Origin of the sequence: Pseudomonas sp. MWU16-30316 (assembly GCF_020515645.1) — a bacterium.
In the GTDB taxonomy this organism is placed as follows: domain Bacteria; phylum Pseudomonadota; class Gammaproteobacteria; order Pseudomonadales; family Pseudomonadaceae; genus Aquipseudomonas; species Aquipseudomonas cerasi.
In genome coordinates, this window is record NZ_JAIZAZ010000005.1 from 148,624 (window position 1) to 173,986 (window position 25,363).

At 57.5% G+C, this 25,363-nt stretch carries 20 protein-coding genes; 12 read left to right on the top strand and 8 right to left on the bottom strand.

Annotation, left to right across the window (positions count from 1 at the left end):
• The first annotated feature begins 13 nt into the window (after positions 1–13).
• Positions 14–418, top strand: a complete 405-nt coding sequence (arnF, locus tag LCH65_RS17420; protein ID WP_003370934.1) for a 4-amino-4-deoxy-L-arabinose-phosphoundecaprenol flippase subunit ArnF — start codon at positions 14–16, stop codon at positions 416–418.
• Complete coding sequence (locus LCH65_RS17425) at positions 396–1,790, top strand: UDP-glucose/GDP-mannose dehydrogenase family protein (protein WP_187599307.1); 1,395 nt, start codon at positions 396–398, stop codon at positions 1,788–1,790. Before arnF ends, LCH65_RS17425 begins: the two co-directional genes overlap by 23 nt.
• A gap of 33 nt (positions 1,791–1,823) precedes the next feature.
• On the opposite strand, the gene LCH65_RS17430 is transcribed toward LCH65_RS17425, so the two are convergent.
• The gene (locus LCH65_RS17430; RefSeq protein WP_187599310.1) at positions 1,824–3,311 is read right to left on the bottom strand and encodes a glycosyltransferase family 39 protein; all 1,488 of its coding nucleotides are present in this window, start codon (positions 3,309–3,311) and stop codon (positions 1,824–1,826) included.
• Positions 3,312–3,639: 328 nt separating this feature from the next.
• On the opposite strand from LCH65_RS17430, the gene LCH65_RS17435 reads away from it, so the two are divergent.
• Positions 3,640–5,571: an LTA synthase family protein gene (locus LCH65_RS17435; protein WP_054080936.1), complete on the top strand. Its 1,932-nt coding sequence runs from the start codon at positions 3,640–3,642 to the stop codon at positions 5,569–5,571.
• A gap of 117 nt (positions 5,572–5,688) precedes the next feature.
• Here the strand turns inward: LCH65_RS17435 and LCH65_RS17440 are convergent, their stop codons facing one another.
• A complete protein-coding gene (locus LCH65_RS17440; RefSeq protein ID WP_226439673.1) occupies positions 5,689–6,363 on the bottom strand; it encodes a histidine phosphatase family protein in 675 nt (224 codons plus the stop codon).
• Between the two features lie 258 nt (positions 6,364–6,621).
• Between LCH65_RS17440 and LCH65_RS17445 the strand changes: the two genes are divergently transcribed.
• A complete protein-coding gene (locus LCH65_RS17445; protein ID WP_003370920.1) occupies positions 6,622–7,425 on the top strand; it encodes a phosphatase PAP2 family protein in 804 nt (267 codons plus the stop codon).
• Here the strand turns inward: LCH65_RS17445 and LCH65_RS17450 are convergent.
• Positions 7,418–8,719, bottom strand: a complete 1,302-nt coding sequence (locus LCH65_RS17450) for a HAMP domain-containing sensor histidine kinase (RefSeq protein WP_226439674.1) — start codon at positions 8,717–8,719, stop codon at positions 7,418–7,420. The two genes, LCH65_RS17445 and LCH65_RS17450, sit on opposite strands and share 8 nt — an antisense overlap.
• Positions 8,720–9,011: 292 nt before the next feature.
• Here LCH65_RS17450 and LCH65_RS17455 point away from each other — a divergent pair, with 292 nt between their 5' ends.
• From LCH65_RS17455 to LCH65_RS17470, 4 genes are all read left to right on the top strand, one after another.
• Complete coding sequence (locus LCH65_RS17455) at positions 9,012–9,551, top strand: sigma-70 family RNA polymerase sigma factor (protein WP_003370913.1); 540 nt, start codon at positions 9,012–9,014, stop codon at positions 9,549–9,551.
• A 2-nt stretch (positions 9,552–9,553) separates the two neighbouring features.
• On the top strand, positions 9,554–10,534 hold the full coding sequence (locus LCH65_RS17460) for a FecR domain-containing protein (protein ID WP_054080938.1): 981 nt from the start codon (positions 9,554–9,556) through the stop codon (positions 10,532–10,534).
• 109 nt (positions 10,535–10,643) lie between these two features.
• Complete coding sequence (locus LCH65_RS17465) at positions 10,644–13,067, top strand: TonB-dependent receptor (protein ID WP_096128488.1); 2,424 nt, start codon at positions 10,644–10,646, stop codon at positions 13,065–13,067.
• A 4-nt stretch (positions 13,068–13,071) separates the two neighbouring features.
• Entirely contained in the window at positions 13,072–14,151 is a 1,080-nt protein-coding gene (locus LCH65_RS17470) for a hypothetical protein (RefSeq protein WP_058416500.1), read from the top strand.
• A 272-nt stretch (positions 14,152–14,423) separates the two neighbouring features.
• Here LCH65_RS17470 and LCH65_RS17475 read toward each other — a convergent pair whose 3' ends face one another.
• Both LCH65_RS17475 and LCH65_RS17480 read right to left on the bottom strand, forming a co-directional pair.
• On the bottom strand, positions 14,424–15,443 hold the full coding sequence (locus LCH65_RS17475; RefSeq protein ID WP_054080941.1) for a hypothetical protein: 1,020 nt from the start codon (positions 15,441–15,443) through the stop codon (positions 14,424–14,426).
• 431 nt (positions 15,444–15,874) lie between these two features.
• Positions 15,875–17,479 (bottom strand): hybrid sensor histidine kinase/response regulator, encoded by a 1,605-nt coding sequence (locus LCH65_RS17480; protein ID WP_044308042.1) that lies wholly within the window; start codon positions 17,477–17,479, stop codon positions 15,875–15,877.
• Positions 17,480–17,745: 266 nt separating this feature from the next.
• Here LCH65_RS17480 and LCH65_RS17485 point away from each other — a divergent pair, with 266 nt between their 5' ends.
• Positions 17,746–19,908, top strand: coding sequence for a TonB-dependent receptor (locus LCH65_RS17485; RefSeq protein WP_226439675.1), 2,163 nt, complete (start codon positions 17,746–17,748; stop codon positions 19,906–19,908).
• Between the two features lie 27 nt (positions 19,909–19,935).
• Here the strand turns inward: LCH65_RS17485 and LCH65_RS17490 are convergent, their stop codons facing one another.
• Together LCH65_RS17490 and LCH65_RS17495 are read right to left on the bottom strand one after the other, a co-directional pair.
• A complete protein-coding gene (locus LCH65_RS17490) occupies positions 19,936–20,484 on the bottom strand; it encodes a cupin domain-containing protein (protein ID WP_003344936.1) in 549 nt (182 codons plus the stop codon).
• A 127-nt stretch (positions 20,485–20,611) separates the two neighbouring features.
• Positions 20,612–21,361, bottom strand: coding sequence for a gamma-glutamyl-gamma-aminobutyrate hydrolase family protein (locus tag LCH65_RS17495; protein WP_226439676.1), 750 nt, complete (start codon positions 21,359–21,361; stop codon positions 20,612–20,614).
• Between the two features lie 130 nt (positions 21,362–21,491).
• Between LCH65_RS17495 and LCH65_RS17500 the strand changes: the two genes are divergently transcribed.
• From LCH65_RS17500 to LCH65_RS17510, 3 genes are all read left to right on the top strand, one after another.
• Entirely contained in the window at positions 21,492–22,379 is an 888-nt protein-coding gene (locus tag LCH65_RS17500; protein ID WP_058396900.1) for a LysR family transcriptional regulator, read from the top strand.
• Between the two features lie 145 nt (positions 22,380–22,524).
• The gene (locus LCH65_RS17505) at positions 22,525–23,589 is read left to right on the top strand and encodes an aromatic ring-hydroxylating dioxygenase subunit alpha (protein ID WP_003370890.1); all 1,065 of its coding nucleotides are present in this window, start codon (positions 22,525–22,527) and stop codon (positions 23,587–23,589) included.
• A gap of 73 nt (positions 23,590–23,662) precedes the next feature.
• Positions 23,663–24,613, top strand: a complete 951-nt coding sequence (locus LCH65_RS17510) for a PDR/VanB family oxidoreductase (protein WP_226439677.1) — start codon at positions 23,663–23,665, stop codon at positions 24,611–24,613.
• On the opposite strand, the gene LCH65_RS17515 is transcribed toward LCH65_RS17510, so the two are convergent.
• A complete protein-coding gene (locus LCH65_RS17515) occupies positions 24,614–25,324 on the bottom strand; it encodes a GntR family transcriptional regulator (protein ID WP_003435349.1) in 711 nt (236 codons plus the stop codon).
• Positions 25,325–25,363 lie beyond the last annotated feature (39 nt).

Below are 25,363 nucleotides of genomic sequence, written 5' to 3' on the forward strand. Positions count from 1 at the left end.
AACCCTGTGCGCCATGGCCAGTGTGGCGCTGGTCAGCGCAGCGCAACTGGGCATGCGTTGGAGCATGAGCCGCCTGCCCTCGCCCGCTCAATGGCTCGAACTGCACAATCCGACGCAGCTCGATCTCCGTGCACTGGTGGTCGTTTGCGCCTCGATCACCGCTTATGCGCTCTCCATGCTTTTCTGGCTACTTGCCCTGCGGGGCTTGCCCCTGAGCCGTGCCTATTCGCTGCTCAGTATCAGCTACGCGCTGGTTTATATGCTCGCCGCAGCGCTGCCGTTTTTCCACGAGACGTTCACGGTATCGAAAACTGTGGGTGTCACCCTGATCGTGGCAGGTGTCTTGACCATCAACCTCCGGCGCATGTGCGACCCATCACCTCAGGATCTTTCCCATGAAAATCAGCGTTTTCGGTAGCGGATATGTCGGCCTGGTACAAGCGACCGTGCTCGCCGAAGTCGGCCACGATGTGGTCTGCATGGACATTGATCAGGCCAAGATCGATCAGTTGCGCCTGGGCCAGGTGCATATCTACGAGCCTGGCCTGGCCAACCTGGTGCGTGAAAATCTGGATCAGCAGCGTCTGAACTTCACTACCGACGGGCAACTGGCGGTGGAGCATGCCGAGGTCCTGTTCATCGCGGTCGGCACGCCCTCCCGAGACGATGGTTCAGCTGACCTGAGCGGCTTTTTCGCGGTGGGCGAAGCCATCGCCCGGCATCGACGCGAACCACTGATCATCGTCGAGAAATCCACCGTACCGGTCGGCAGTGGCGACGCCTTGCGCAGCCACATCGACAAGGCGCTGCGTCAGGCGGGCCGGCTGTTGCAGTTCGATATCGTCTCCAACCCGGAATTTCTCAAGGAGGGCTCGGCGGTCAACGATTGCCGGCGCCCGGACCGTATCGTCATCGGCTGCGAAAATGAAGCGGTGCGTAACGTCATGCGCGAGCTGTATGCGCCGTTCAACCGCAATCATGAGCGGATCATGTTCATGGACCTGCGCAGCGCCGAACTGACCAAGTACGCCGCCAACTGCATGCTGGCGACCAAAATCAGCTTTATCAACCAGATCGCCGAGCTGGCAGAACATCTGGGCGCAGACGTCGAGTCCGTGCGGCTGGGCATCGGTGCCGACTCACGTATTGGTTACGACTTCATCTACCCCGGTTGCGGCTATGGCGGCTCATGCTTCGGCAAGGACATCCGTGCGTTGATACACAGCGCCAGAGAGGCGCATTGCTCCAACGACCTGCTGTCGGTGGTCGAGGCCATCAACGAACGACAGAAGAACAAACTGTTCGAGCGGGTCAACGCGTTCTATCAGGGCGACCTGCGCGGCAAGACCTTTGCCCTGTGGGGCCTGGCATTCAAGCCCAACACCGACGACATGCGCGATGCCCCCAGCCGCGTGCTCATGGAAGCGCTGTGGGACGCGGGGGCCAGCGTGCGCGCGTTCGACCCCGAAGCCATGCAGGAAACCCAGCGCCTCTATGGTCATCGCAAGGATCTGATTCTCATGGGGACGCCAGAATCAGCGCTCAACGAGGCTGATGCATTGATCGTCTGCACCGAATGGCAGCAGTTCAAAGCCCCGGATTTCGATCTGATACAGCAGCGGCTGAATGCGCCGATCATCTTCGACGGCCGCAATCTTTATGACACTGAACGGCTGGCAAAACGCGGCTTTCACTACTTCCCCATCGGTCGTGGTGAGTCGTGCGATCTGCCGATCCCGCAGAAGCAGTGGATACCGCATGATCAAGTGGCGAGCAGTCAGGCCGTATAACAAACCTGCGACGCTCGCCGTGCAGAGTGGCTGTCAGTAACTGACAGCCACTCCCAGCGGTGCCTGACTGACGAAATAGTAGATACGATCCCCGACCTTTACGCTGTCAACAATCCGCAGAGGCGGTTCGGGTGGCTGCATGCTTTCCATCACAGCGACATTGCCTTCAGCGCTGGTAAGAAAACCAGTCAATTCAGCGTTGCTAGCGAGTGTTTTCAGCAGGCTCTGACTATAGAACACGCTGGCCCCCGCCAGCCGTTCGCTGGGCTGGAATAAGGCAACCTGCCGTCCCTGCACCTGCAGGGTATGGACTTTGTCGGTCAATGGCAGGAACGACAACTGCCTGTCGGCGTATGGCGCGAGCCATAGGGCTGCACTTAGATAGCTCGCTACAACCAGCACAACGCCTGCGGCCATGAGCGCCTTTCCATTTCTCATGATAGACGCCGCAAAAAATGAGCGCCCCGACCGAGCCTGCAATCGCTCACCCAGAACAAAAGCATATTCCGCAGCAATCACTGCCGCCGCAGGTGCCAGCGACATCAGATAAACCATGCGTTTACTGGAGGCCAGCGACAACAACAGGAACTGCGCGCCCAGCCACAGGGCGAAGAACAGCAGATAACGATTGGCCATTAACTGCTTTCGAAAATGCCACAGCCCCAGATAAACCAGGATATTCCACGGCAAGAATGCCTCAGGCAGTTTTGTCAGGTAATAATAGGCAGGTTCGTAATGACCCGCCTCTTCGAACGAACCACTGAAGCGTCCAACGCTGTTGGTCCACAGCACGTCCTTCACTGATTGCGTGCCACCCTGTCCGTACAGGAAACACAGCCACACGAGCAGCGGAATCAGGGCCACAAGGGTGAGCATTGCCGGGCGCAACCAGTGAGCAATAACAATGCGTTTGTTCTGCACTGACTCGCAAACAAGCCAGGCGAAAATCACCACGCCCGGCATTGCCAGCCCCAGCACGCCCTTGCTCAGGGTCGCCAGTGTGATACCCAGCATGAACAGCAACCAGGGCCCGGTAGAGAGCCCATCACTACGCAGGCGATTACTGGCATGGAAGAATGCCAACAAAGCGGTGGTTACCCCCAACGCCAGCAAGGCATCCTCGCCCACTTGCCGCGAATTGCTCCAGAAGCTGGCCTGGGTCGCCAGCATGAAAGCAGCCACCCAGGCCACGGATGCCGGCCGCCCGAAACGTCGCAGCATGCTGTAAAGCAGCAACACGCTGAGCAGACCCGCGCAGGCAGAAGCCAGTCTTACCGCCCATGGGGCAGGACCGAACACCTGAATAGCCGCCGCATCCAGCCAGACACTCATCGGCGGCTTTTCCAGAAAAGGCTGGTCGTTCAGTTTCGGCGTAATCCAATTGCCACTCAGGTGCATTTCCATGGCAATGCCAGCCACGCGTGGCTCCGTCGAATTTTGCAACTGGTGATTTCCCAGTGCGAGAAAAAACAGCAAGACACCCAGCAGTAACAGCAACGGCGAACGCACACGAGAAGTCATCAAGGGAGATACCGGTTTGACGAGAAAGAGGATACCGACAGGCAACAGGACGACAAATTATAAACAGTGAGTTGTTGAATAATTGTTGAACAGCTCTTAAACATTTTTTTCACGCCTGCGCAACCAAATACTCACCCTTGTGTATAAATAATTGGCTAACACTCATTAATAGAGCGTGCAGGATGCACTGTCTTTCCGCGTGTGTTTATGATTACAGAAATTTGACAACGCGAAAAACTCTTCTACTTTCATGACGCAGCAGTAGACGCTGATGCTCAACATATTTCACCCTGAAATTTCAGATTTTTCCCGTCCAAGGAATTGATAAATGCGGATTTATTCAACAGCCCCAGCCCGATTCTTGCTGCTGGCGACTGGTACATGGCTGATCATTTTCTTTCTGACACGCCTTTTTTTATTTTCGACTCATATGGATCAAGCAGGAACGCAGTTTTTCGCGACTTTCGCAACAGGACTTCTCTACGACCTTGCCTTCCTGAGCTACGCTGCAGTCCCTCTGGGCATTTACGTCTTCCTCTGCCCGCCGGTGTTGTGGCGTGCCCGCGGGCACCGCTGGTTCCTTCAAGGGGTCATGACGATAAGTATATTCGTCATGCTGTTTGTATCGGTCGCCGAATGGCTGTTCTGGGATGAGTTCGGGGTGAGGTTCAACTTTATCGCGGTGGACTACCTGGTCTATTCCGATGAAGTACTCAATAACATTCTCGAATCCTACCCTGTTGGTAAACTGCTCGGCATTCTGGCGCTGGTTGCTATCGTCGTTAGCCTGCTGATCAGTCGAGCAGTAGCCGCAGCAGTGAAAGCGGCCCTGCCGTCCTATCGTGGTCGTCTTGCCGCCAGTGCATTATTGCTATTGTTCGCGGGTATCAGCCTGCAATGGGTCGATCAGGACACACCACGCGGTATGGGTGGCAATGCCTATCAGCGGGAACTCGCCAGTAACGGGCCTTATCAGTTTTTTGCCGCGTTCCGCAACAATGAACTGGACTATCAACAGTTCTACGCCACCCTCCCCGATGCTCAGGTCGCCGGTCAAATGCGCCAGGAGCTTGCCGAGCCCGACAGCCAGTTCACTGGCAACGACCCTCTGGATATTCGACGGTCGATCAACAACCCGGGAACGCCACGCACGCCTAACATCGTACTGGTCACCATCGAAAGTCTCAGTGCCAAATACCTGGGCAGCAATGGAGACACACGCAACCTGACGCCCAACCTCGATGCGCTACGCAAACAGGGTCTTTACTTCAACAACTTCTACGCCACAGGTACACGCACCGACCGTGGTCTGGAGGCCATAACCCTTTCCATTCCGCCCACGCCAGGGCGCTCGGTGGTCAAGCGCGTGGGTCGCGAAAGTGGTTTTGCCAGCCTGGGTCAGCAGTTGGCCCATGTGGGCTATGACAGCGTTTTCGTTTATGGCGGGCGTGGTTACTTCGACAACATGAATGCTTTTTTCAGCGGCAACGGTTATCGCGTCGTTGATCAGAGCAGCGTCAAGGAAGAGGACATTCACTTCAAGAATGCCTGGGGCATGGCTGACGAAGACCTTTATCGTCAGGCGCTGAACCTGGCGGATGCCGATTTTGCGGCAAAAAAACCGTTCCTGCTGCAACTCATGACGACGTCCAACCATCGCCCTTATACGTATCCCGAAGGACGTATCGACATCCCGTCGGGTAACGGCCGTGATGGCGCAGTGAAATATACCGATTACGCCATTGGCAAGTTCCTGGCGGACGCGCGCCAGAAACCATGGTTCGACAACACAATATTCGTCTTCGTCGCTGACCACACCGCGGGCAGCGCCGGAAAGGAAGACCTGCCTATCGATAACTATGCTATCCCGCTGTTCATCTACGCCCCCAAGCTGATCCAGCCGGCAGAAATATCCCGTCTGGCCAGTCAGATCGACTTGGCGCCCACCTTGCTGGGTTTGTTGAACCTGGACTATCAATCGACGTTCTTCGGCCGCAACCTGTTTCTGGACACCTCGTTGCCACCTCGCGTGGTAGTCGGCAATTACCAGCACCTGGGCCTGTTTGACGGCAACAACCTTGCGATCCTCAGCCCCCGCCAGGGTCTGCGTCGTCACGACAATGCGCCGGGAGAAAGTGTCGAAAGCAAGGCGACCAGCGATGATCCATTGATCGCTCGTGCCATCGCCTATTACCAGGTTGCCAGTTACGGGTTCAAACACAAGTTGCTCGGCTGGAAGCCTGAAAACGCCAAGCCATAGCCGTAACGCAACATCGCCGCCTATAGAGGGCAAGCCACGACTTGCCCTCTATCCGAGCAGACCCTCTTCGATGCGCCGCCCTCAGTCACTACTAAGTTTCACTGCGTACCTGGCAACTCAGCGGCTTTTCTGCTGCGCCAGTTGCGTCCAGTCCTCCGGGTTTATAATTCCCCGGATAACATGTTTACCCTGGCTGTCGAGCGAAATGAAAAGCGCACTGTCGTACTCGCTGGTGGCTGCATGAGGATACCCATGCAGGCTTTCCAACTGACCAATACAACCGCTGTGCGTCACCAGAATCAGATTTCGATTCAGAGACTTGTGCGCCATGACTTCATTCAGCATCTTCTCATCACAGTTGTACAACCATTCCTGGGCCTCCATCGGATGGCCAAACATGGCTTGTGCGGTCTGGGCGGTGCGGGTCAAAGGGCTGGTTATTACATCGGTGTGTGCAAGCCCGAGTTCGCTGAACGACCGGCCGACATCTGTCGAAACGGAACTGCCGTAGCGAGTGATGCCGTCGTTTGCACCAAGGCACTCGTTGCTGGAGCGGTCGCAGCGTTCGCCGTGGCGAACCAGTACCATCACATCACCTTTCTTCCAGCTGGCATACAAACCGGACATGGCCAGATTCTCGCCCTGAACAAGCCGAACTGGCGAGCGCGGCCAATAGGTGTAACCCGTCAACACAAGCAAAGAAATCACAATGGCGGCCGCCATCAGAACAACATTTACCCTGCCGCCCAGAAGCGAAGATGCCCTGAACGCGGATTTACCATAACTTTTCATCAAGTTGCCCCGCATGCCTGCCTGTTCAATGGACAACCGAACACGCTGACTCTGTCCTTTAAGGCCGCCAGCTTGATCAAGGACAGGTCATCGTCGGGTCAATGACATGTGAAAAAAATGCCAAAGCTGAATGAAACGGTTTTCATGAAAGTCCTGCTAGGAATTGAACAGGCCGCTACGTATATTCTGCCTCGCAGAAGACTTGGGCACATCGACCTGAACTCTCAAGCCACGCAAATGACTATGGAATAAAAAAGAGTGCAAAGCGAAAAATCAAGATTCTATGCTTGGAACTTCGGCGTGCCGGTGGCAATAGCGCTGCTGACCTTTTTCGTTTTTGATCTTACTTCGCTCGACGAAGCGATCAGCAACTGGCTTTACTACCCGCTTCAGGTATTTCCGTTTGAGCATGACCGCCTATTTGAAAATTTGACCCACCGCTGGCCCAGGATCATTCCCGACTGGACGGGAGAAGCCGCAGTGATCGGGCTGTTGCTGTCCTTTATATGGCCACTGCTGAAGCCCGGGCGCAATGACCGAATGATTGGCTTGCTGGAAACTGCTCGGGTAGCCCCATTGTTACGCTTCACTGCTCGTCACCGTCGCGACCTGCTATTTATCGTGGTCTCTTTCGCGGTGATCACCGGCATGATCCACTTTTTCAAAAGTCACACGAGCATTTACTGCCCTGTGGAAACCACTCTGTATGGCGGCACAATGGAGAAAAAGGAGTGGTTCGAAAACTTCAGCCTGTTCCATGAAGCAGGTGCAGGTCGTTGCTGGCCAGGAGGCCATGCTTCGGGGGGATTTACCATGGTGGCACTGTATTTCGTTGCACGCCGTTACTGCTGGCGCCATGCCAAGGCAATCCTCTACGCATCGACCGTACTGGGTGCAATCTACGGCACCACACGAGTTGTTCAGGGCTGGCATTTCATGTCCCACACATTCTGGGCTGGTGTGATTGTCTGGCTCAGTGCGCTGCTTACCGCGCTCGCCTTTTATGGCTGGCGGCAGTTGGCGCAACCGATTGAAACCACCCCGCATAAACCACTCAACTGACTCTGACGGGCTCGCTGTCCGCATCCTGCGGTTGCAGTTCCACACGGAAGATGCAACCGCCAGGCAGGTTGCTTGATGTCACCTGCCATCGCTGATAGGCACAGATCCGATTAACCAGTGACAGCCCTACTCCCAGCCCTTCACCACGTTGTTCCTCACCCCGTACGAAGGGTCGGGACAACGCATTCTGCGTGTCGTCGGAAATACCCGAGCCGCTGTCCTCTACACAAAACCCGGTCTTGAACAGCGACAGCTTGATATACCCCGTATCGGTGTAATGCCAGGCATTACGCAGCAGATTCCCCATTACCGAATGCAACAGGGTCGCGTTGTAAGACGCACCTGCGTTCGCGCCAGGACTGAACATCAACTCCAGCCCTTTTTTTTCTATCGGCGTTCGCCATACCTCAATCAGCTCGCACGCCACTTCATGTACGGTTGCCCGGAGACCATTGCGCGCATGGGCTCCATTGTCCCTGGCCAGCATGAGAAATGTTTCAACGAGCTGGCGCATGTCGGACGTCGCCTGCGTGATACGCAAGACTTTCGCTCGCCCCAACTCATCCAGGCAGGGGCTCTCAAGCAGTAACTCACTGGACGAGGCAAGTACCATCAAAGGGGTACGCAACTCGTGACTGACATCACTGGTAAACAACTTCTCTCGGCCCAGTGCCGCTCGCAATTGCCCGAGCGTATGGTCAAAAGAAACAGCCAGCTCACCCACTTCATCATCGGCATAGTCCGGAGACAACGGCGGCGCAATAGACAACAGTTGATCACGGTGTCGAACCTGACGCGACAAACGCGCGACCGGAGCGATGACGCGTGTGGCGAGCACACGCCCAAGCAACACGGCAAGCAGCACGCTGAGCACAAAACCGACAAATACAATGGCCAGCAACATCCTTTCGCGCTTTTCGAAACCACTTTGATCTCGCAACAACACATAGCGACGGTCGGCGACGGTACTCACCAGCGCATAATACTCCTTGCCCTGACGGGTGATTTCCTGAAACCCCGGATGCAGATATTCCAGATCCTGCGGAACAGCCAAATCGCCTGCGCCTTCTTCGACGTAGAACAATTCCTCGCGCTCAGGCCGATGACTCCACTCATTGGTACTTTGCGCATTCAAGAGACGGTGCAGATCGTTTTCAAGATCAATGGTAATGAGCCTGGATTCAACGAAGTGCTCGGTCATGTAAATACCGATGCCAAACATGGCCGCCACAAATGCGCTCATCAGCGCAAACACCACCACAATGCGGCGTCTTAGGTTGGTTTTTATATTCATGGCTTACCAAAACGATACGTTTGTGCGTCACGCACAGGCGGGATATCGCGACGCTGGACACTTTACGCAACCGGTTCAAATCGACGATAGCTTATCGGTATAGCACGCAGGATCAGAATCTGCGACAGCGCCTGCCCACGTGCGGCGAGCGTATTGAGCGGCAACGCCAGAACACGCAAGCAGGGCATACGTCAGTCAACAAGACAATTGGCACGCTTGTTCTGTGCTTTATCAATGAGATTGTTTATTGTATGCGTATGATTCTCTATAACTTCGGAACGACTGCTTTCTCATGACCTGCTCAAGCGCTCCTGATCAGACCCGCATCGACGACCTTTATGCACAGCACTCCGGCTGGCTACGTCATTGGCTGACCCGGCGCTTTGGCAACTCGTTCAACACTGCCGACGTAGCGGACCTGACTCACGATACCTTCCTGCGCCTGTTGCTCAAGCCACGAGTATTCATGCTGCCCGGTGAAGCGCGGTCGTTCCTATGTACCGTTGCACGTGGCCTGTGCATCGATCAATGGCGCCGGGGGCAGATCGAGCAGGCATGGCTGACAGAGCTGGCAAACAGGCCCGAGAACCTACACCCCTCCCCCGAGTACGTCACCATTCTTCTCGAGACACTGCATGAAATCGACGCCATGCTGCGTGACTTGCCGCACAAGGCGCGAACCGCCTTTTTGCTGGCGCAACTGTCAGGCAACACTTACCGCGAGATTGCCGAACAGATTGGCACCAGCGAGCGCATGGTGAAAAAGTACATGGCACAGGTCATGTATCAGTGCATGGTGCGTGAACTGTCCGCACGTGCCGATGGGTGTTGACCATGAACAGTCCTCGCAGTGATCATTATGATGTTCTCCAGCAAGCTGCGGCATGGTATGCGCGTCTGGGTGCAGAGGATGCTGGCGATTCCGAGCGACGCAAGTGGCAGAATTGGCTGAGCCAGAACGAGGAACACCGCAAGGCCTGGGCACTGGTGGAGAAGATAGGTGGACGCTTCGCCCAGTTTCAGGATCCGCTAGAAAGAAATGGCGCTTACAAGGTTCTACAGTCCACCAGCTCTTCATCGATGAGCCGCCGTCAGACCCTTCTTTCAATGGGCGTTCTCGCACTGGGCGGGGCATTGGGCTGGCACCTGCTGAACAACGGTGAGAACGGCTCGCTGTTTGCTTCGATTCGGGCCGATTTATCCACCTCAACGGGCGAAACACGAGAGTTCACGCTGGCTGACGGCACCCGAATCTGGCTCAACACCGCCAGCGCATTGAACGTTACGGCCTCCCCTGATGTTCAAGCGTTGCAACTGCTGAAAGGCGAAGTGTTGATCGACGCTATCCGCTCGCGGAATAAGCGGACGCAGGTAAAGACCCTTAATGGAAAAGCGCAGGCATACGGCGCAGAATTCAGTGCACGGCTGCTGAATGATGACGCCACCTGCATCACGGTCTATTCAGGCGAGGTGTCGGTCATGGCAGCCGATCAAAGCTGCGATGTACATGCCGGGCAGCAGATAACCCTTTATGGGGATCGACTCGACGGCCCACAACCCGCTCCTGCCTCTGGCCGCGCGTGGACCTCCGGCATTCTGGTCGCTGAAGGTATGCCGCTCCTGCAGTTCGTCAATGAACTGTCCCGCTACCGGCATGGCTACCTTGCTTGTGACGAGAAGATTGCAGGGCTGCGAGTGGTCGGCACCTTTTCCATCAAAGATACAGACAGGGCACTGGCTGCCCTCGCGTCGGTACTGCCCGTGGCGATCAAGCGCACGCTGCCCTGGTGGGTCACTGTCGAGGCGCGGGCATAATTGCGCGGTCCTGATTTTTTTTGCACGCGGTGGTTCCCCTTTTGCCCTGCTCGTCCGGTGTAGATGAAAGCCAATATTTTTTCCTTTCATCAGCGTGGACGCCAGCACTATGCATTTCCATAAACGACGCCCGTTTTATCTCAGCCTGACGCCGCTGGCCATGATCATTCCATTGACGGTGGGCGGTGTAAGTGCATCGTGGGTCTCAACCGCCTCTGCCACCGATGCAAGCGCATTGACTCACCGGTTCAGCATCGAGAAAGGCCCACTCACCGGGCAACTCGTCCGTTTTGCCCAGCAGGCAGGTATCGAGTTGGCCGGAAATGCGGCGTATACCGACGGCAAGGTCGGACCGGGCCTTGACGGCAACTACTCGGTCACTGAAGGACTGACCGCATTGCTCGCAGGCAGCGGCATCTTTGCCGCGCAGCAAAGCAACGGCAGCTACACGCTGGTTGCCTCAGAGTCGATGGAGTTGCGCGCGATACAGGTTGAAGCCAACTCCGATCGCAGTACCAGCTACCAGCCAACCGGTACGAGTTCGATCCTGCACAGCGACAGGTCGACGCTGGAAGTGCCCCAGGTCGTGAACGTAGTCTCTGCACAAGTTCTGCGCGATCAGAAGCCGCGCAATCTGGACGATGCGCTGGCCAATACCAGTGGCATCACTCAGGGCAACACCCTGGCGGCGACGCAAGACACCTTGATGAAGCGTGGCTTTGGCGGCAATCGCGACGGTTCGATCATGCACAACGGAATGCCCATCGTTCAGGGACGTGGTCTGAGCGCTACTGCTGACAGCGTGGAAGTGCTCAAAGGTCCGGCATCGCTGCTTTACGGCATCATGGACCCAGGTGGCGTAGTCAACGTCGTCAGTAAACGCCCGCAGCTGGAGAGCTACAACGCAATCAGTGGTCGCGCCTCCGCCTATGCGCATGGCCGCGACGGTAGCGGTGGCAGCTTTGACAGCACCGGCGGGCTGGGCGACAGCCGTCTGGCTTATCGCATGGTGGTGGATTATGAAGACGAGGATTACTGGCGTAATTTCGGCACCCATCGCGAATCTCTGGTCGCGCCATCGCTTGCCTGGTACGGCGACACGACACAAGTGGTGCTTTCATATGAGCACAGGGAATTTCTTTACCCTTTCGACCGCGGAACGGCACTGGACCCGCGTACCAACCACCCGCTGGATATTCCCAGAACACGGCGCCTGGACGAACCGTTCAATGAAATGGAAGGTCGCTCGGACCTCACGCAACTGAGCGTCGACCATCAGTTCAACGACAACTGGAAATCTCATTTCGGCTACAGCTGGAACCGTGAAACCTACGATGCCAACCAATTGCGGATCAATGCCATCAATGCCGCCACGGGCGCAGTGACGCGCAGTAACGATGCAACCCATGGTGCTGTGAGCGCCGACAGTTTTGCAATTGCCGACCTGGAAGGCACCTTTCAGATCGCAGGCTTCCAGAATGACTTGCAGGTTGGCGTCGATGATGAGAAACGCAAAATCTTCCGCTCGGACCTGCTGCGTCAAACAGCGCGGTCCAGCTTCAATTATCTGAACCCTGTCTATGGCCGGGAATCCCCGTCCAGCACCGTATCGGCCAGCGACAGTGACCAGACCGATAAACTGCGCGCCACCTCGTTATTTGCTCAGGACTCGTTCCACCTCAACGAACAGTGGATTCTGGTGGCCGGTGCGCGCTACCAAACCTACGATCAAATAGCCGGACGCGGTCGCCCCTTTGTGGCAAACACCAATATCAATGGGCAGAAATGGCTGCCGCGCGGTGGCGTCGTCTACAAATACAACGATGTGCTGTCGTTCTACGGCAGCTACACGCAATCACTGAAACCCAGCTCAACCATTGCGCCGTTAAGCAGTGGCGTGGTCATTGACTCTGCCGTGCTGCCTGAGCAAGCCAGGTCCTACGAACTGGGTGCCAAACTGGACATTCCGGGACGCATTACGGCTACCGCAGCGGTCTTCGATATTCGCAAGAAAAACATTCTGGTCTCCCAGTTCAACGATGCGACCAAGCTCACCGACTGGCGGACATCCGGAGAAGCCCGCTCGCGAGGCATAGAACTGGACGTGGCTGGAGAATTGACCGATCGCTGGAGCGTGATCAGCAGCTTTGCACTACTGGATGCGAAGATCACCAAGGACCCGCTCTACAAGGGCAACGAGCTGTGGAACGTCGCCCGGCGCACAGCGGCAGTGTCTGCGGTATACGACTGGGGCAGCATTATCGGCGGCGGTGACCGCTTGCGCACCGGCGCTGGCGCACATTACGTCGGAGAGCGCCCGGGAGACTCTGCCAACTCATTCGAACTGCCCGCCTACACCGTGGCGGATGCCTTCGCGTCTTACGATATAAAAGTCGATGAGCACAAGCTCAACATTCAGTTCAACGTCAAGAACCTGTTTGACCGCACGTATTACACCTCCAGCGCCAACCGTTACTTCGTGTCCGTTGGTGATGCGCGGCAGTTCATTCTTTCCACCACTCTGGAGTTTTAAGCCGATGATGTCGTTGATCAGGTGGCTCAAGGTGACGGGATTACAGATTTTTGCCAGTGTGTTCACGCTGCTGGCACCTCTTTCGGTTCAGGCGGATGACTCGCTGCTGTACACCACCCGCGCAGCAACCGTGCTGCCAGGCGCTGGCTACAGTTGGGGGTTCGCGGCATTGCAGCCGGCACAGCCTCATTTGTACATCGCACGCCGCGAGAACGGTTTATCCGTGTTCGACGTCGAACGGCAGGTTTTGATCAAGACCCTGGACAACTCGACCGGTGCCAATGCCGTTGCCTTTGCACCTGAGCACAATCACGCCTATGTCGCCAACATGGACGGTACATTAGGCATCGTCGCGCTGGACCGCATGACCGTACAAAACCGGCTCAAACTGGACTCAGGCAACCTGAACAATGTCATCTACGATCCCGGGCATCAGCGAGTGATCGTTACCAGCGGCCGTCGCGGCGACCACTCCACACTGTATTTCATCGACACACGTACCGACGCACTCGTGGGTTCCCGGCAGGTTCCGGCACAGAAACTCGACGCGCCGATCATCCTCGGCGACGGCACGCTGATAGTGCCGATGCGTGACGAGAATCAAGTGGCCGTTCTTTCAGGCCAACTGCTGGAGAAACATCAGTACTGGACGTTCGAGGGCTGCAACAAACCCAGCGCGGTCGCCGCCGATGAATCGCGACAACGTCTGTTCATTGCCTGTCGTGGCGCAAGCCCTCAGTTAATTATTGCCGACTTGATGACCGGCAAACGCCTCGCAGCATTGCCCACCACCCGCGCTGTCAACAGCATGGCGTACGACCGCCAAAACGATCGCCTGTTGATACCCAGTGGTGCAGATGCCAGTCTGACCGTGGTGGCACGTGACCCGGACGGGCAGTATCGGACCAAAGGAAGTGTCAGCACCCGTTTGTGGGCGCACAACATGACGTTTGATTCTGCACGCTCACAAGCGTACTTGCTAAGTGCCGAATTCACCCAGCCTGAGCCCACTGCCGAACAGCCAAAGCCCGACCCGATATTCCACCGGGACACCTTCACAGTAACAACCCTTAAAACCCAGTGAATATAGACTTGGCAACATCAATGGCACAGGTGCCACCGTTGAGATTGAATATATATCCCGCCGCAGGCTGTTAGAGTATTTGCTCTTTGAAAGTTGCACTGTTACGCAAGCTGTAGAGCCGCACGATGATAAGGTAAAAAATTGAGGGATGGACTTTACCAACGTGTTGTCGAAGCGGATCGGCACTGACACGATATCGAATGGCTGAAATAAAAACGGGGAGCGATCAACGCTCCCCGTCTGATACTTCAGTCCAGTCTTGTTGCGTTGGTTCAGATCGCAGCGACAACTTTGGCTGGCGGCTGAGTACGACGACCCAGTACACCGGCGCCCGCTGCTACCAGACCCGAGATCACCAGAGTGATAAGCAGAATCCAGGCACCTTGCGAAACGCGCTTGGCAGTGACTTCAGCTGCTTCACGGGCTTTCTGTTCTGCCTGAGCTTTCAGTTCCTGATACTTGGCATACGCCTGACGATAGCTGGCCTGAGCCTGATCGACGATCTGATTGGCTTCGGCATCAGTCTTGTTGCCACGCGCCTTGATCAGATTGACCAGCGCCTGACGATCAGCCGCATCCCAAGCCTGGTCGCCTTTGGCTTTGATGCGATCCATCAGACCGCTCAATTGCTCGTCAGCTTGCTGAGGATTCTGTGCGCTCTGCTTGGCAGTATTCTGCGCATCCTGCTGAGTCGCTTGAGCTTCCTGCTTGACGTTGTCCGGGTTCAGCTCGGGCTTGCCGGTCTGCCGCATGGCCGTTTCGATTTCGCCCTGGATATCGTCCAGATTGAAATCAATGCCCTGAGCGCGCAATTGATCCTGAATCTTGCTGCCAACGGCCGGAGCCACCTGTGCGATACCGCTGCCCAGGGCCGACATGCCGCTGCCTGCCAGATTGAGGCCACCGCGTACGACGCCGGTCACTGCGCTGGAGACCAGATAAACAGTGATAAGCGATACAGTCGCCCACACCAGCAGGCCATGAAACGCGCCTTCGCGCTGCGCGAGACGTCCCGCGGCCCAGCCGCCGACGAACAGCGAGATCACCGAGCTTACAACGACCCAGATACCTGCGCCCGTACCCATACCGGACAGTGGATTGGCTTCCTGCATGGGATCGATACTGGCACTTCCGATTGCCGTACCCAGCAGGTTCAGCAACAGCGACACAACCATGGCCAGAACGACACCGGCCAGAATCGCACTCCAGGAGATTCGTTTAAGCAGCGGAGCCGCTGCATGAGTTTCGTGGTACACAGGGGCACCTGGGGCGATACGGTCGTCGCGAATCATAGTCATAGTCCTTTGAGTCATTGGCAGTGAACACACAAATGTGTGACGTACCCATCAATGACCCAGGCGACGTTCAAGAAGTTTAAAACTTTTATAGACTTTTTTTCAGGCTGTACAAAGCATAATAGAACAGTATTTTTAATGACGCACAGCAACGGAACGTAACCTTCGCCCGATGCTCCAAGCGCTTTACACACGTACCGTTTCATTAGGCTGTTTGCTCTAATTATTGAAGTTGTCTGACGTCTGCTAATAACGGACGAGAATTAACCTGTTGCCAACTTTTAACTGTCGATACTCACTGGATATACGCAACTCTGCAGGAATGCGCGCAGGTATCGTAATAAAGACAGCGCCGTACACTGTGCGCCAAAAAGCATGAAGGCCCGACTGAGAACAGTCAGGCCTTCGCAGGTGCATCGCCAGTGCCGTCAGGCGATACCGTTAGGACCGTCAAGAACCTGCCTGACCTTCCTGGCGAGGTCCTGCGGCATACAGGGCTTGGACACCACCTCAAACTCTGAGCCGCCAATGTCGGTTCGCTCGATCGAGCTCTCAGCGTAGCCGGTGGTCAGCAGCACCTTGACCTTGGGGTACCTGCGCCTGACTTCCCGCGCGAGCATTACCCCGTTCATGCCGCCCGGCATGATCAGGTCGGTGAACAACAGGTCATACGTGCTGCCGGCCTCGAAGCGCTTCAGTGCCTCACGGGCGTTGAGGACGATTTCCGACACATAGCCGTAATCATCCAGCACCATCTTCGCCAGTTCGGCCACGTCAGGACGGTCTTCCACGATCAGAATCCGCTCGGAGCTGCCAATGCGCCTTTCCGAAGCTTTCGGCGGATCGTTTTTACTCAGTACCGCCTCGTCTACCGGGAAATACAAGCGCAGCGTAGTACCGACACCTTCTTCGGTATAAATACGCGCCGCGCCGCCCGACTGTTTGGCAAAGCCGTAGACCATCGAAAGACCGAGCCCGGAACCCTTGCCTTCTTCCTTGGTGGTAAAAAACGGGTCCATTACCCGATCACGGATACTCGCGGGCATGCCGATGCCATTGTCCGTCACCGCAATAGAAACATAACGCCCCGGCAACAGACCGTCATAGGACATATTGGCCAGCTCATCGACGACCAGATTGCGGGTTTCGATGAATATCTTGGGGTTGGGCCTGCCAATCAGCGCGTCCCGGGCGTTGATGAAAATGTTCAGCAAGGCAACTTCTGCCTGGGTCGGATCAATGCGGCAGTTTTTCAGTGCCGGATCCAGATCGGTTTCGATCACCACTTCCGGTCCAAAAGTACGCTCGATCAACGGCTCTGTCGTGGAGACCAGGCCATTGAGATTGAGGACTCGCCCCTGCAGCTTCTGTTTGCGGGCAAACGCCAGCAATTGCTTGGTCAATGTGCTGGCGCGTTCAACAGCAGACTTGGCGTGATGAACACTGCGCTGGACACGCTGCACGTCAATGGAGGGTTTCTCTGCCGCACTGCCGATCAAGTCGATATAACCGCCCATCACTTGCAGCAGGTTATTGAAGTCGTGCGCGATGCCACCGGTAAGCTGCCCCAGGGCCTCCATCTTCTGTGCCTGACGCAATGCCTCTTCGGCATCTCGACGGCGGCTGATGTCCAGCTGCGACGCAAAGAAATAGATCAGGTCACCCGCGTCGTTATACACCGGAGAAATAAACAGGGCATTCCAGAACGTTGAACCGTCCTTACGGTAGTTGAGAATTTCAGTGGAGATATCGACGCGTTCATCGATTGCATCGCGAATGGATTTCACCACCGCCCGATCAGTGTCCGGCCCTTGAAGAAACCGGCAGTTGCTACCGATGATTTCTTCTGACGCATAACCGGTCATTTCCAGAAATGCACGGTTGGCAAAAATGATGGGGTTGTCCGGGCGATTGGGGTCCGTCACGATCATCGGCATCCGTGTCGTTTCTACCGCTGCGAAAAAGATATCCTTTCCCTGATGCTTGATATCTCCCGTCGCCGCATTGTCGACTCGGGCTTTATTTTCCGACACTCCAGAAACTCCACGACTGTTTATTGGGCTAGTGCGAATGCTCTCTCTAATGGCTAGGACTGGCGAAGCCTGAAAGGGTTCTCGCTGAGCAGACAAAAAGCAAATTATATTCAGTTAGAGCATTGAACAGCCTGAAAATATCGCCCGGCATCGACTGTTCTCTCACCGGTTTAGTGACGCCAGTCACACATCAGGCATCGAACACCTGTCCCTTTTCCAGAGCACGCAGGGCTGGCAGTTGACGCTGGCCGTGAACCACAAGGCGTATGCACTTGCAGTACCACCCACCGTTTCTGCTTTCCCCCTTGAACCTGACCCTGCAATTGTTCGGTTTCAGTACGGCTCTTGCTTTTACCTGTGTCGCCGAGGCTGATGTTGTCAGCCTGTCCAACATCGAAGTGGACGGCTCACGTATCGACAGCCCGGCGCAAATCGCACGCGACGCGTTACGGGAAGTTCCGGGCGGTACTAACATTGTCGATATGAACACCGTCGAGCAAGGACGGGTCGCCAACAATGAAGACGTGTTCAAGTACCAGCCCGGCATCTACGCCAAGGCCGCCAACAGTGAGGGGGCAAAAATCTCGATTCGTGGTTCGGGCCTGAACCGGGCGCCTGGCGCGCATGCCTCCGGGCTGTTCGAAATGCTCGACGGCTTGCCGCTGACCGGCCCCGGCGGTACGCCCTACGAACTCAAGGAGCCGTTATGGCTGAGCCACGTAGAAGTGAGACGCGGTGCCAATGGCTTTGAACTGGGCTCGCTGGCGCTGGGTGGCGCGGTCAACTATGTCACCCACACCGGTTATGACGCGCCCAGGCTGCAGTTGCGCTACGAAGCAGGAAGCCACGGTTACTCGAAACGGCAGATCAGCTCGGGACAGGTGTTGGGCGATCTGGACTATTACGTCAGCGTGACCGACTCAAGCTACAACGGCTTCCAGGACCAGAGTGCCGGCGGTAGCCAGGGTATCGCAGCCAACGTCGGTTACCGGTTCAGCCCGAATCTGGAAACCCGCTTCTTCTTTCGTTACCGGGAAACCGACAACGACTCGCCGGGCAGACTGACCCGCGAGCAGATCCGCCATGATCCACAGACGGCCAATGCGCTCAACCGTACGCGCGACTCAAAACGCCTGCAACCCGGCAGCACCTGGCTCGGCAACAAGACCACTGTTTATCTGGATGAAAGCTCACGCCTCGAAACGGGTCTGGTCTATCACGATTACCCCATGGACCTGCGCGAGGGCACCAATCGCCTGAAAGTCGCTTACACCGATATCAGCGGCACGCTCAATTACATACGCCAGGACACCGTGTCTGGCCATCAGAGCACGACCACGCTGGGACTGCGAACCACCAAGGGGCTGCCTGACAACGGCGCATCGGAATTCGTCCGCGTGCCTGCCGGCAACACCGCAGGCTATGCGCCAGGGACCAGAACCCGGGATTACAGCTACCTGGGCTCGGACAGCGTGCTGCACCTGAGCAATGATCTGGAGCTGGTACCGGACCTGTGGCTGACAACGGGCGTTGCCGCCCTCTATACCCGTCGCGAAACAGAGGTCACCTACCCCGCAACCCAACAGGCCGTCAGCACTCACGCCTGGGACTATGCCACCCGGCTGGGCCTGCGCTACGACTTCACGCCGCAATTGCAGCTTTACGGCAATCTGAGTCGCTCGGTCGAGCCGCCGCACGCCTGGTCAATGATCTGGGGTTCCAACCATTTCTTCCCAGCAGGCAGCGGTGCGGCGACCGGCCTGCAGAGTATTGGCGTCAAACTTGAAAATCAGACTGCGACTACGCTGGAGCTCGGCGGCAAGGGTAATAGCGCAGCAGGCGACTGGACCGCAGGGTGGTATTACTCGCAGGTCAGACATGAACTGCTCAGTGTCGAAACCCAGGCAGCCAGCGCGACAGGCTCGCAAGTCATTGCCGAGTCCAACGCCAGCCCGACCATCCACACCGGTATCGAACTCAGCCTGGACAGCCCGCTGTGGCAGGGAGGCGCTGCGGGCAAGGTCGATTTACGCCAGGCCTACACGTTCAGCGACTTTCACTACCGTAACGACGACCGCTTCGGCGCCAACGCGCTGCCGGGTATCCCCCGGCATTACTATCAGGCCGAGCTGCGCTACAGCCATCCTGTCGGCGTTTACGTAGCACTCAACACTGAGCACGCGTCGAGGATCGCGGTCGATTACGCCAACTCGTTTTACGCCGATCAGTACACCTTACTGGGCGCCACACTGGGCTACGCGTCACCCGGCGAAGACTGGCAGACCTGGCTGGACCTGCGCAATCTGACTAACCAGCGTTACGCCAGCACCGTGACACCCGGCTATGACGACAACGGCAAAGACATCGCACGCTCGACACCCGGCGACGGGATGGGGATTTATGCCGGTATTTCCTGGAGCCTTCGTTAGGCGCAAGGCATCGTTGGCTATCGGCACCTAGAAGTTGGCCGGGGTGTTGGCGCTGATGATCTCCGCTTCGTCCTGGCCGATGTTGCGGAAGCGATGCGGCAAGGTGGTCGGGAAGTAATAGCCGTCACCCGGACCGAGAATGTTGACCTGCCCATCGATGGTCAGCTCCACGGTGCCGCGCGTCACCAGACCGCACTCCTCACCTTCGCTGTGGACGATGGGTTCATCGCCCGAGTCGGCGCCCGGCGCGTACTGCTCACGCAGAAAGCGCATCTGCCGGCTTGGCAACGTCGCGCCGACCAGCAGCAGGCGGGCACCGTTGCGCCCAAGATCGGGTTGATCACCGGCTCGAAACACGTACTGATCCTGACCCGGAGGCTGATCGAACGTGAAGAAATCCGCCAGCGTCATGGGAATCCCTTCAAGCAGCTTTTTCAGCGAGCTGATGGAAGGACTGACACGATTTTGTTCGATGAGGGAAATCGTGGCATTGGTCACACCACTGCGTCTGGCGAGCTCACGCTGTGACAGCTTGTAGCTTTCACGCACCAGTTTGAGTCGTGCTCCCGTATCCATAGTGGCCTTATGTGAAAGATATCCGGTGAATGAGGCAGCGCCCCGGTGCAATGGATCGTCCATCACCCGAAGCCATCAAGCCGGATATTAAATCACGTTTGCCCACAACACTCAGCAGCTCATCGCTCTAGCGACTGCTGCGCGCATACCTCTGGCAGGCCTCGCGAAAGGCCTTGAACAGGCTGAGCGACACGGGGTTGTCCATGAACGCCCATTCCGGGTGCCACTGCACGCCCAGCACAAAGCCTGGCGCACCAGGCATGGACACCGCTTCGACCAGACCGTCGGGGGCCAATGCTTCCGCGCACAGGTCCGACGCCATGCGATCGATACCCTGACTGTGCAGGCTGTTGACCTCGAACCCCGGTGCCAGCCCCAGCGAGTCGAGCAAACTGCCAGGCTGTACCTGCACGGCATGCTTTGGCGCGTACTGCACCGCCAGCACCTCGCTTTGCGGCTCGCGATGATCCAGATAGCCGGGCAGCTCCTGGACACGCTGATGCAGGCTGCCGCCCAGCGCGACATTCAGTTCCTGAAAGCCGCGGCAAATGCACAACACCGGCACCCCCTTAGCAATGGCAGCCCTGAGCAATGGCAAAGTTGTGCGATCCCGGAAGACGTCATGGGCGGTGCCCTCCACGCTCGCCGGCCCATTGTAGTGACGCGGCTCGACGTTGGACGGCGAGCCGGTAAACAACAGGCCATCCAGTGACGCAAGCAGTTGCGCAGGCTCGGTGGGCACCTCGAGCGCAGGCAGGATTACCGGCATGCCCGCGAAGGCTGCGGCCTCGACGTACTTGTCGCCTGCGGTGTGAGAAGAGTACTTGCCCAACTGCTGACGGCAGGCGGTGACACCAATCAAGGGAGGTCGCGACATAGGTTGAATCCTGTGTGAAATCTGAATGGTCAGCGCCGATTACCGGACGCTATCCAGCGGGAATGAAACCAGTCTAGGATAGTCATCCGCGCAACAAACATAGGCATTCAGGCAAAGGAACAATGCACCAATGCAATATGAAATCACCCACGCCGACCTTTCATTGGTGCTCGCCCTGGTTCGCGGCCGCACCCTCGCCCGTGCCGCCGACCTGTTGCAGGTTGATGTATCGACCGTGTTTCGCTCGATCCGTCGTTTGGAAGCCGCCCTTGGTGCCGCGCTGTTTGAAAAGAACCGGCGCGGGTACGTACCGACCGATACCGCTCAGGCCATGGCCGAACAGGCCGAGCGTGCCGAACAGGCGCTTGCCGCTGCGCGCATCGCTTTGCAGCAGGGCGAACAAGTCGTCAGCGGCACGGTGCGCCTGACCTGTACCGATGCGGTACTGCACAGCCTGCTGTTGCCCGCGCTGGCGGACTTCATGCCGCAGTACCCTGCGCTTACGCTGGAGCTGGCCACCTCCAACGCCTTTGCCAACCTCAGCCGTCGCGATGCCGACATCGCCCTGCGCCTGACCAATACGCCTCCCGAGCACCTGATCGGGCGCTGCCTGGGCAGTGCCGACTACTTTGTCTGCGGTCGCCCCGAATACCGCGAAGCCCTGACGCAAAACCCGGCCTCGATCCCCTGGATCAGCCCGGACGACTCGATGCCCGACCACACCTCGGTGATCTGGCGCAAACAGGCGTTTCCAGGGGTATTACCGAGCTACCGCTGCAGCAACATGTCGGCTGTGTCGCAGTTGGTCGCTGCCGGCCTGGGCGTGGCGGCGCTGACCGGTTTCACGGTCGAGGGCCTGGGTGCGGTCGAACGCCTGAGCGGTCCTCTGGAAGGATGCCGCACTGACCTGTGGCTGCTGACCCGCCCCGACTGCCGCGCCCTGCGTTCTGTGCAGACCCTGCTGGAAGCACTCGCGCCGCGCCTGCGAGCGGCGCTGCTGGTATCCGGCTCCGGCTGATCAATCTCTGTGGATCCATTAAATAATAGCTAACTAAATTAATCATTGGATTAATCTCGATCCTGTGGCATTAATAATCGCGAGGAAACAACATGATTCATTCTGTGGATCCATAAGATCAATAATCGAACCGTGGAGAACCATCATGCACCCGAAAAATGCGTGGTACGTCGCCTGTACAGCGGATGAAGTCGCCGACAAGCCTCTGGGACGGCAGATCTGCAACGAAAAGATGGTGTTCTATCGCGACCAGGACCAGCAGGTCATTGCCGTCGAAGACTTCTGCCCGCATCGCGGCGCCCCGCTCTCGCTGGGTTATGTCGAGAACGGCCAGCTGGTGTGTGGTTATCACGGACTGGTCATGGGCGGCGACGGCAAGACTGTTTCAATGCCCGGCCAGCGTGTTCGCGGCTTCCCTTGCAACAAGACCTTCGCAGCGGTCGAGCGCTACGGCTTCATCTGGGTCTGGCCCGGTGACCGGGAAAAGGCCGACCCGGCACTCATCCACCATCTGGAATGGGCAGTCAGCGACGACTGGGCCTACGGCGGCGGGCTGTTTCATATCCAGTGCGATTACCGCCTGATGATCGACAACCTGATGGACCTCACCCACGAAACCTATGTGCATGCGTCAAGCATCGGCCAGAAGGAAATCGACGAGGCAGCGCCCGTCACAACGGTCGAAGGCGAGGAAGTGGTCACCGCCCGGCACATGGAAAACATCATGCCGCCGCCGTTCTGGCAGATGGCACTGCGTGGCAACAACCTGGCCGATGACGTGCCGGTCGATCGCTGGCAGATCTGCCGCTTCACGCCGCCCAGCCATGTGCTGATCGAAGTCGGCGTAGCCCATGCAGGCAAAGGCGGCTATCACGCGCCCAAAGAGTTCAAGGCGTCGAGCATCGTCGTCGACTTCATCACCCCCGAGACCGACACCTCCATCTGGTACTTCTGGGGCATGGCGCGCAACTTCAATCCCGCTGATGCAGAGCTGACCGCCAGCATCCGTGAAGGCCAGGGCAAGATCTTCACCGAAGACCTGGAAATGCTTGAACGCCAGCAACAGAACCTGCTCACGCACCCGCATCGCAGCCTGCTCAAGCTCAATATCGACGCCGGTGGCGTGCAGTCACGCAAGATCCTGGAGCGCCTGATCGCTGCCGAGCAGGCCGGTCGCGGCGAGCAGATTCCCGTGATGGCGACGAAATGACCGGCCATTGCCCGTCGAAACACCAAGAAAACAATCAGAAGTGACCCGTGCCGCGGTCACCCGAGGACCTGACATGATCGACGTGACGGTGTTATCACGCAACGATGAAGCGCTGGACATCTGCAGCTTTGAACTGGTGCGGGCAGACGGAGCGCTGTTGCCGCCGTTCACCGCAGGCGCGCACATTGACGTACACCTGCCTGACGGGCTGATTCGTCAGTACTCGCTGTGCAATGCCCCGAACGAGCGTCACCGCTACCTGATCGGCGTCCTCAACGACCCGGCTTCGCGTGGTGGCTCGCGTAGCCTGCATCAACAGATTCAGACTGGCGCACAGTTGCGCATCAGTGAACCGCGCAACCTGTTCCCGCTGGCTGAAAACAGCCGGCGCACGCTGCTGTTCGCCGGCGGTATCGGCATCACGCCCATCCTCTGCATGGCCGAACAACTTGCGCTGGAGGCTGCCGATTTCGAGCTGCATTACTGCGTGCGTTCCGCCGAGCGCGGCGCCTTTATCGAGCGCCTGAAGCATTCGGCATTTGCCGAGCGCATCACGCTGCACTTCGATGAACAGCCGGACACTGCGCTGGAGGCTGGCAAAGTACTCGCCCGCCCACAGCCCGATACCCACCTGTACGTGTGCGGGCCGGGCGGTTTCATGCAATACATCCTCGACAGCGCGCGGGCCGCTGGCTGGTCCGAGGACACTCTGCACCGCGAGTACTTCTCCGCAGAGCCGGTCGACACCAGCAACGATGGCAGCTTTTCAATCGAGATCGCCAGTACCGGCCAGGTCATTGCCATTCCGGCCAATAAAACGGTCGCTCAGGTGCTCGAAAGCCACGGTATCGATATTCCGCTGTCGTGTGAGCAAGGTGTGTGTGGCACCTGCCTGACGCGGGTGTTGAAAGGCATTCCGGATCATCGCGATCTGTTTCTGACCGAAGACGAGCAGGCGCTCAACAATCAGTTCACGCCCTGCTGCTCACGTTCCAAGACGCCCGTGCTGGTGCTCGACATCTGATCAGTCCGGGCGCTGAATGACTTTCATGCGCTCGTTCTGCCCGGTGCCGAAGATTTCTGCATAGCGCAAAGTGGCATTGGCATGCTCGCGCATGATGGCCTCGGCGCGAGCGCCCTGCCCGTTGACCAGCGCATCCACGACGGCGTGATGCTGCATGTGGGCGAAATTGAACCGCCGGTATTCGCGAATCAGGTTATCGCGATCCACGGCCAGCGCGGTTACCGAGGCAAAAGGCAGATGGTCGTTGCGTGACAGTGCATCGGCAATGGCGCGATTGCCGCTGCCCTCGACGATCACTCGATGCAGGCGCATGTTCATGTCGTGATAGACCTCAAGGTCATCTTCAGTGACATGGCCCTTTTCGAACAGCGCGTCACCCTGTACCAGACAGGCCTCCAGCTCGTCGCGCGCCTCCTGGGTCAGGCCGCGCTCGGCCATCTGCCGCGCGGCAAGCCCCTCAAGGACACCGCGGACATCCACCGCGCCGGCGATTTCCATCGGGCTGATCGAGCGCACCTGAAAACCACGCCCGCCAAAGGGCACCAGCAGCCCCTCCTGCTCCAGCGTCCGGAACGCCATGCGCACCGGCATGCGCGAAACGCCGAACAGCTCGGCAGTCGGCACCTCCATCAGACGCTCGCCGGCAGCCAGCTCGCCTGATGCAATCATCTTGCGCAACGCAACAAGGACGGTCTGCCCGGGTTTGCTCATCAAAAGGCTTCCGTGGGGATCAAAAAACGCATCTTACCC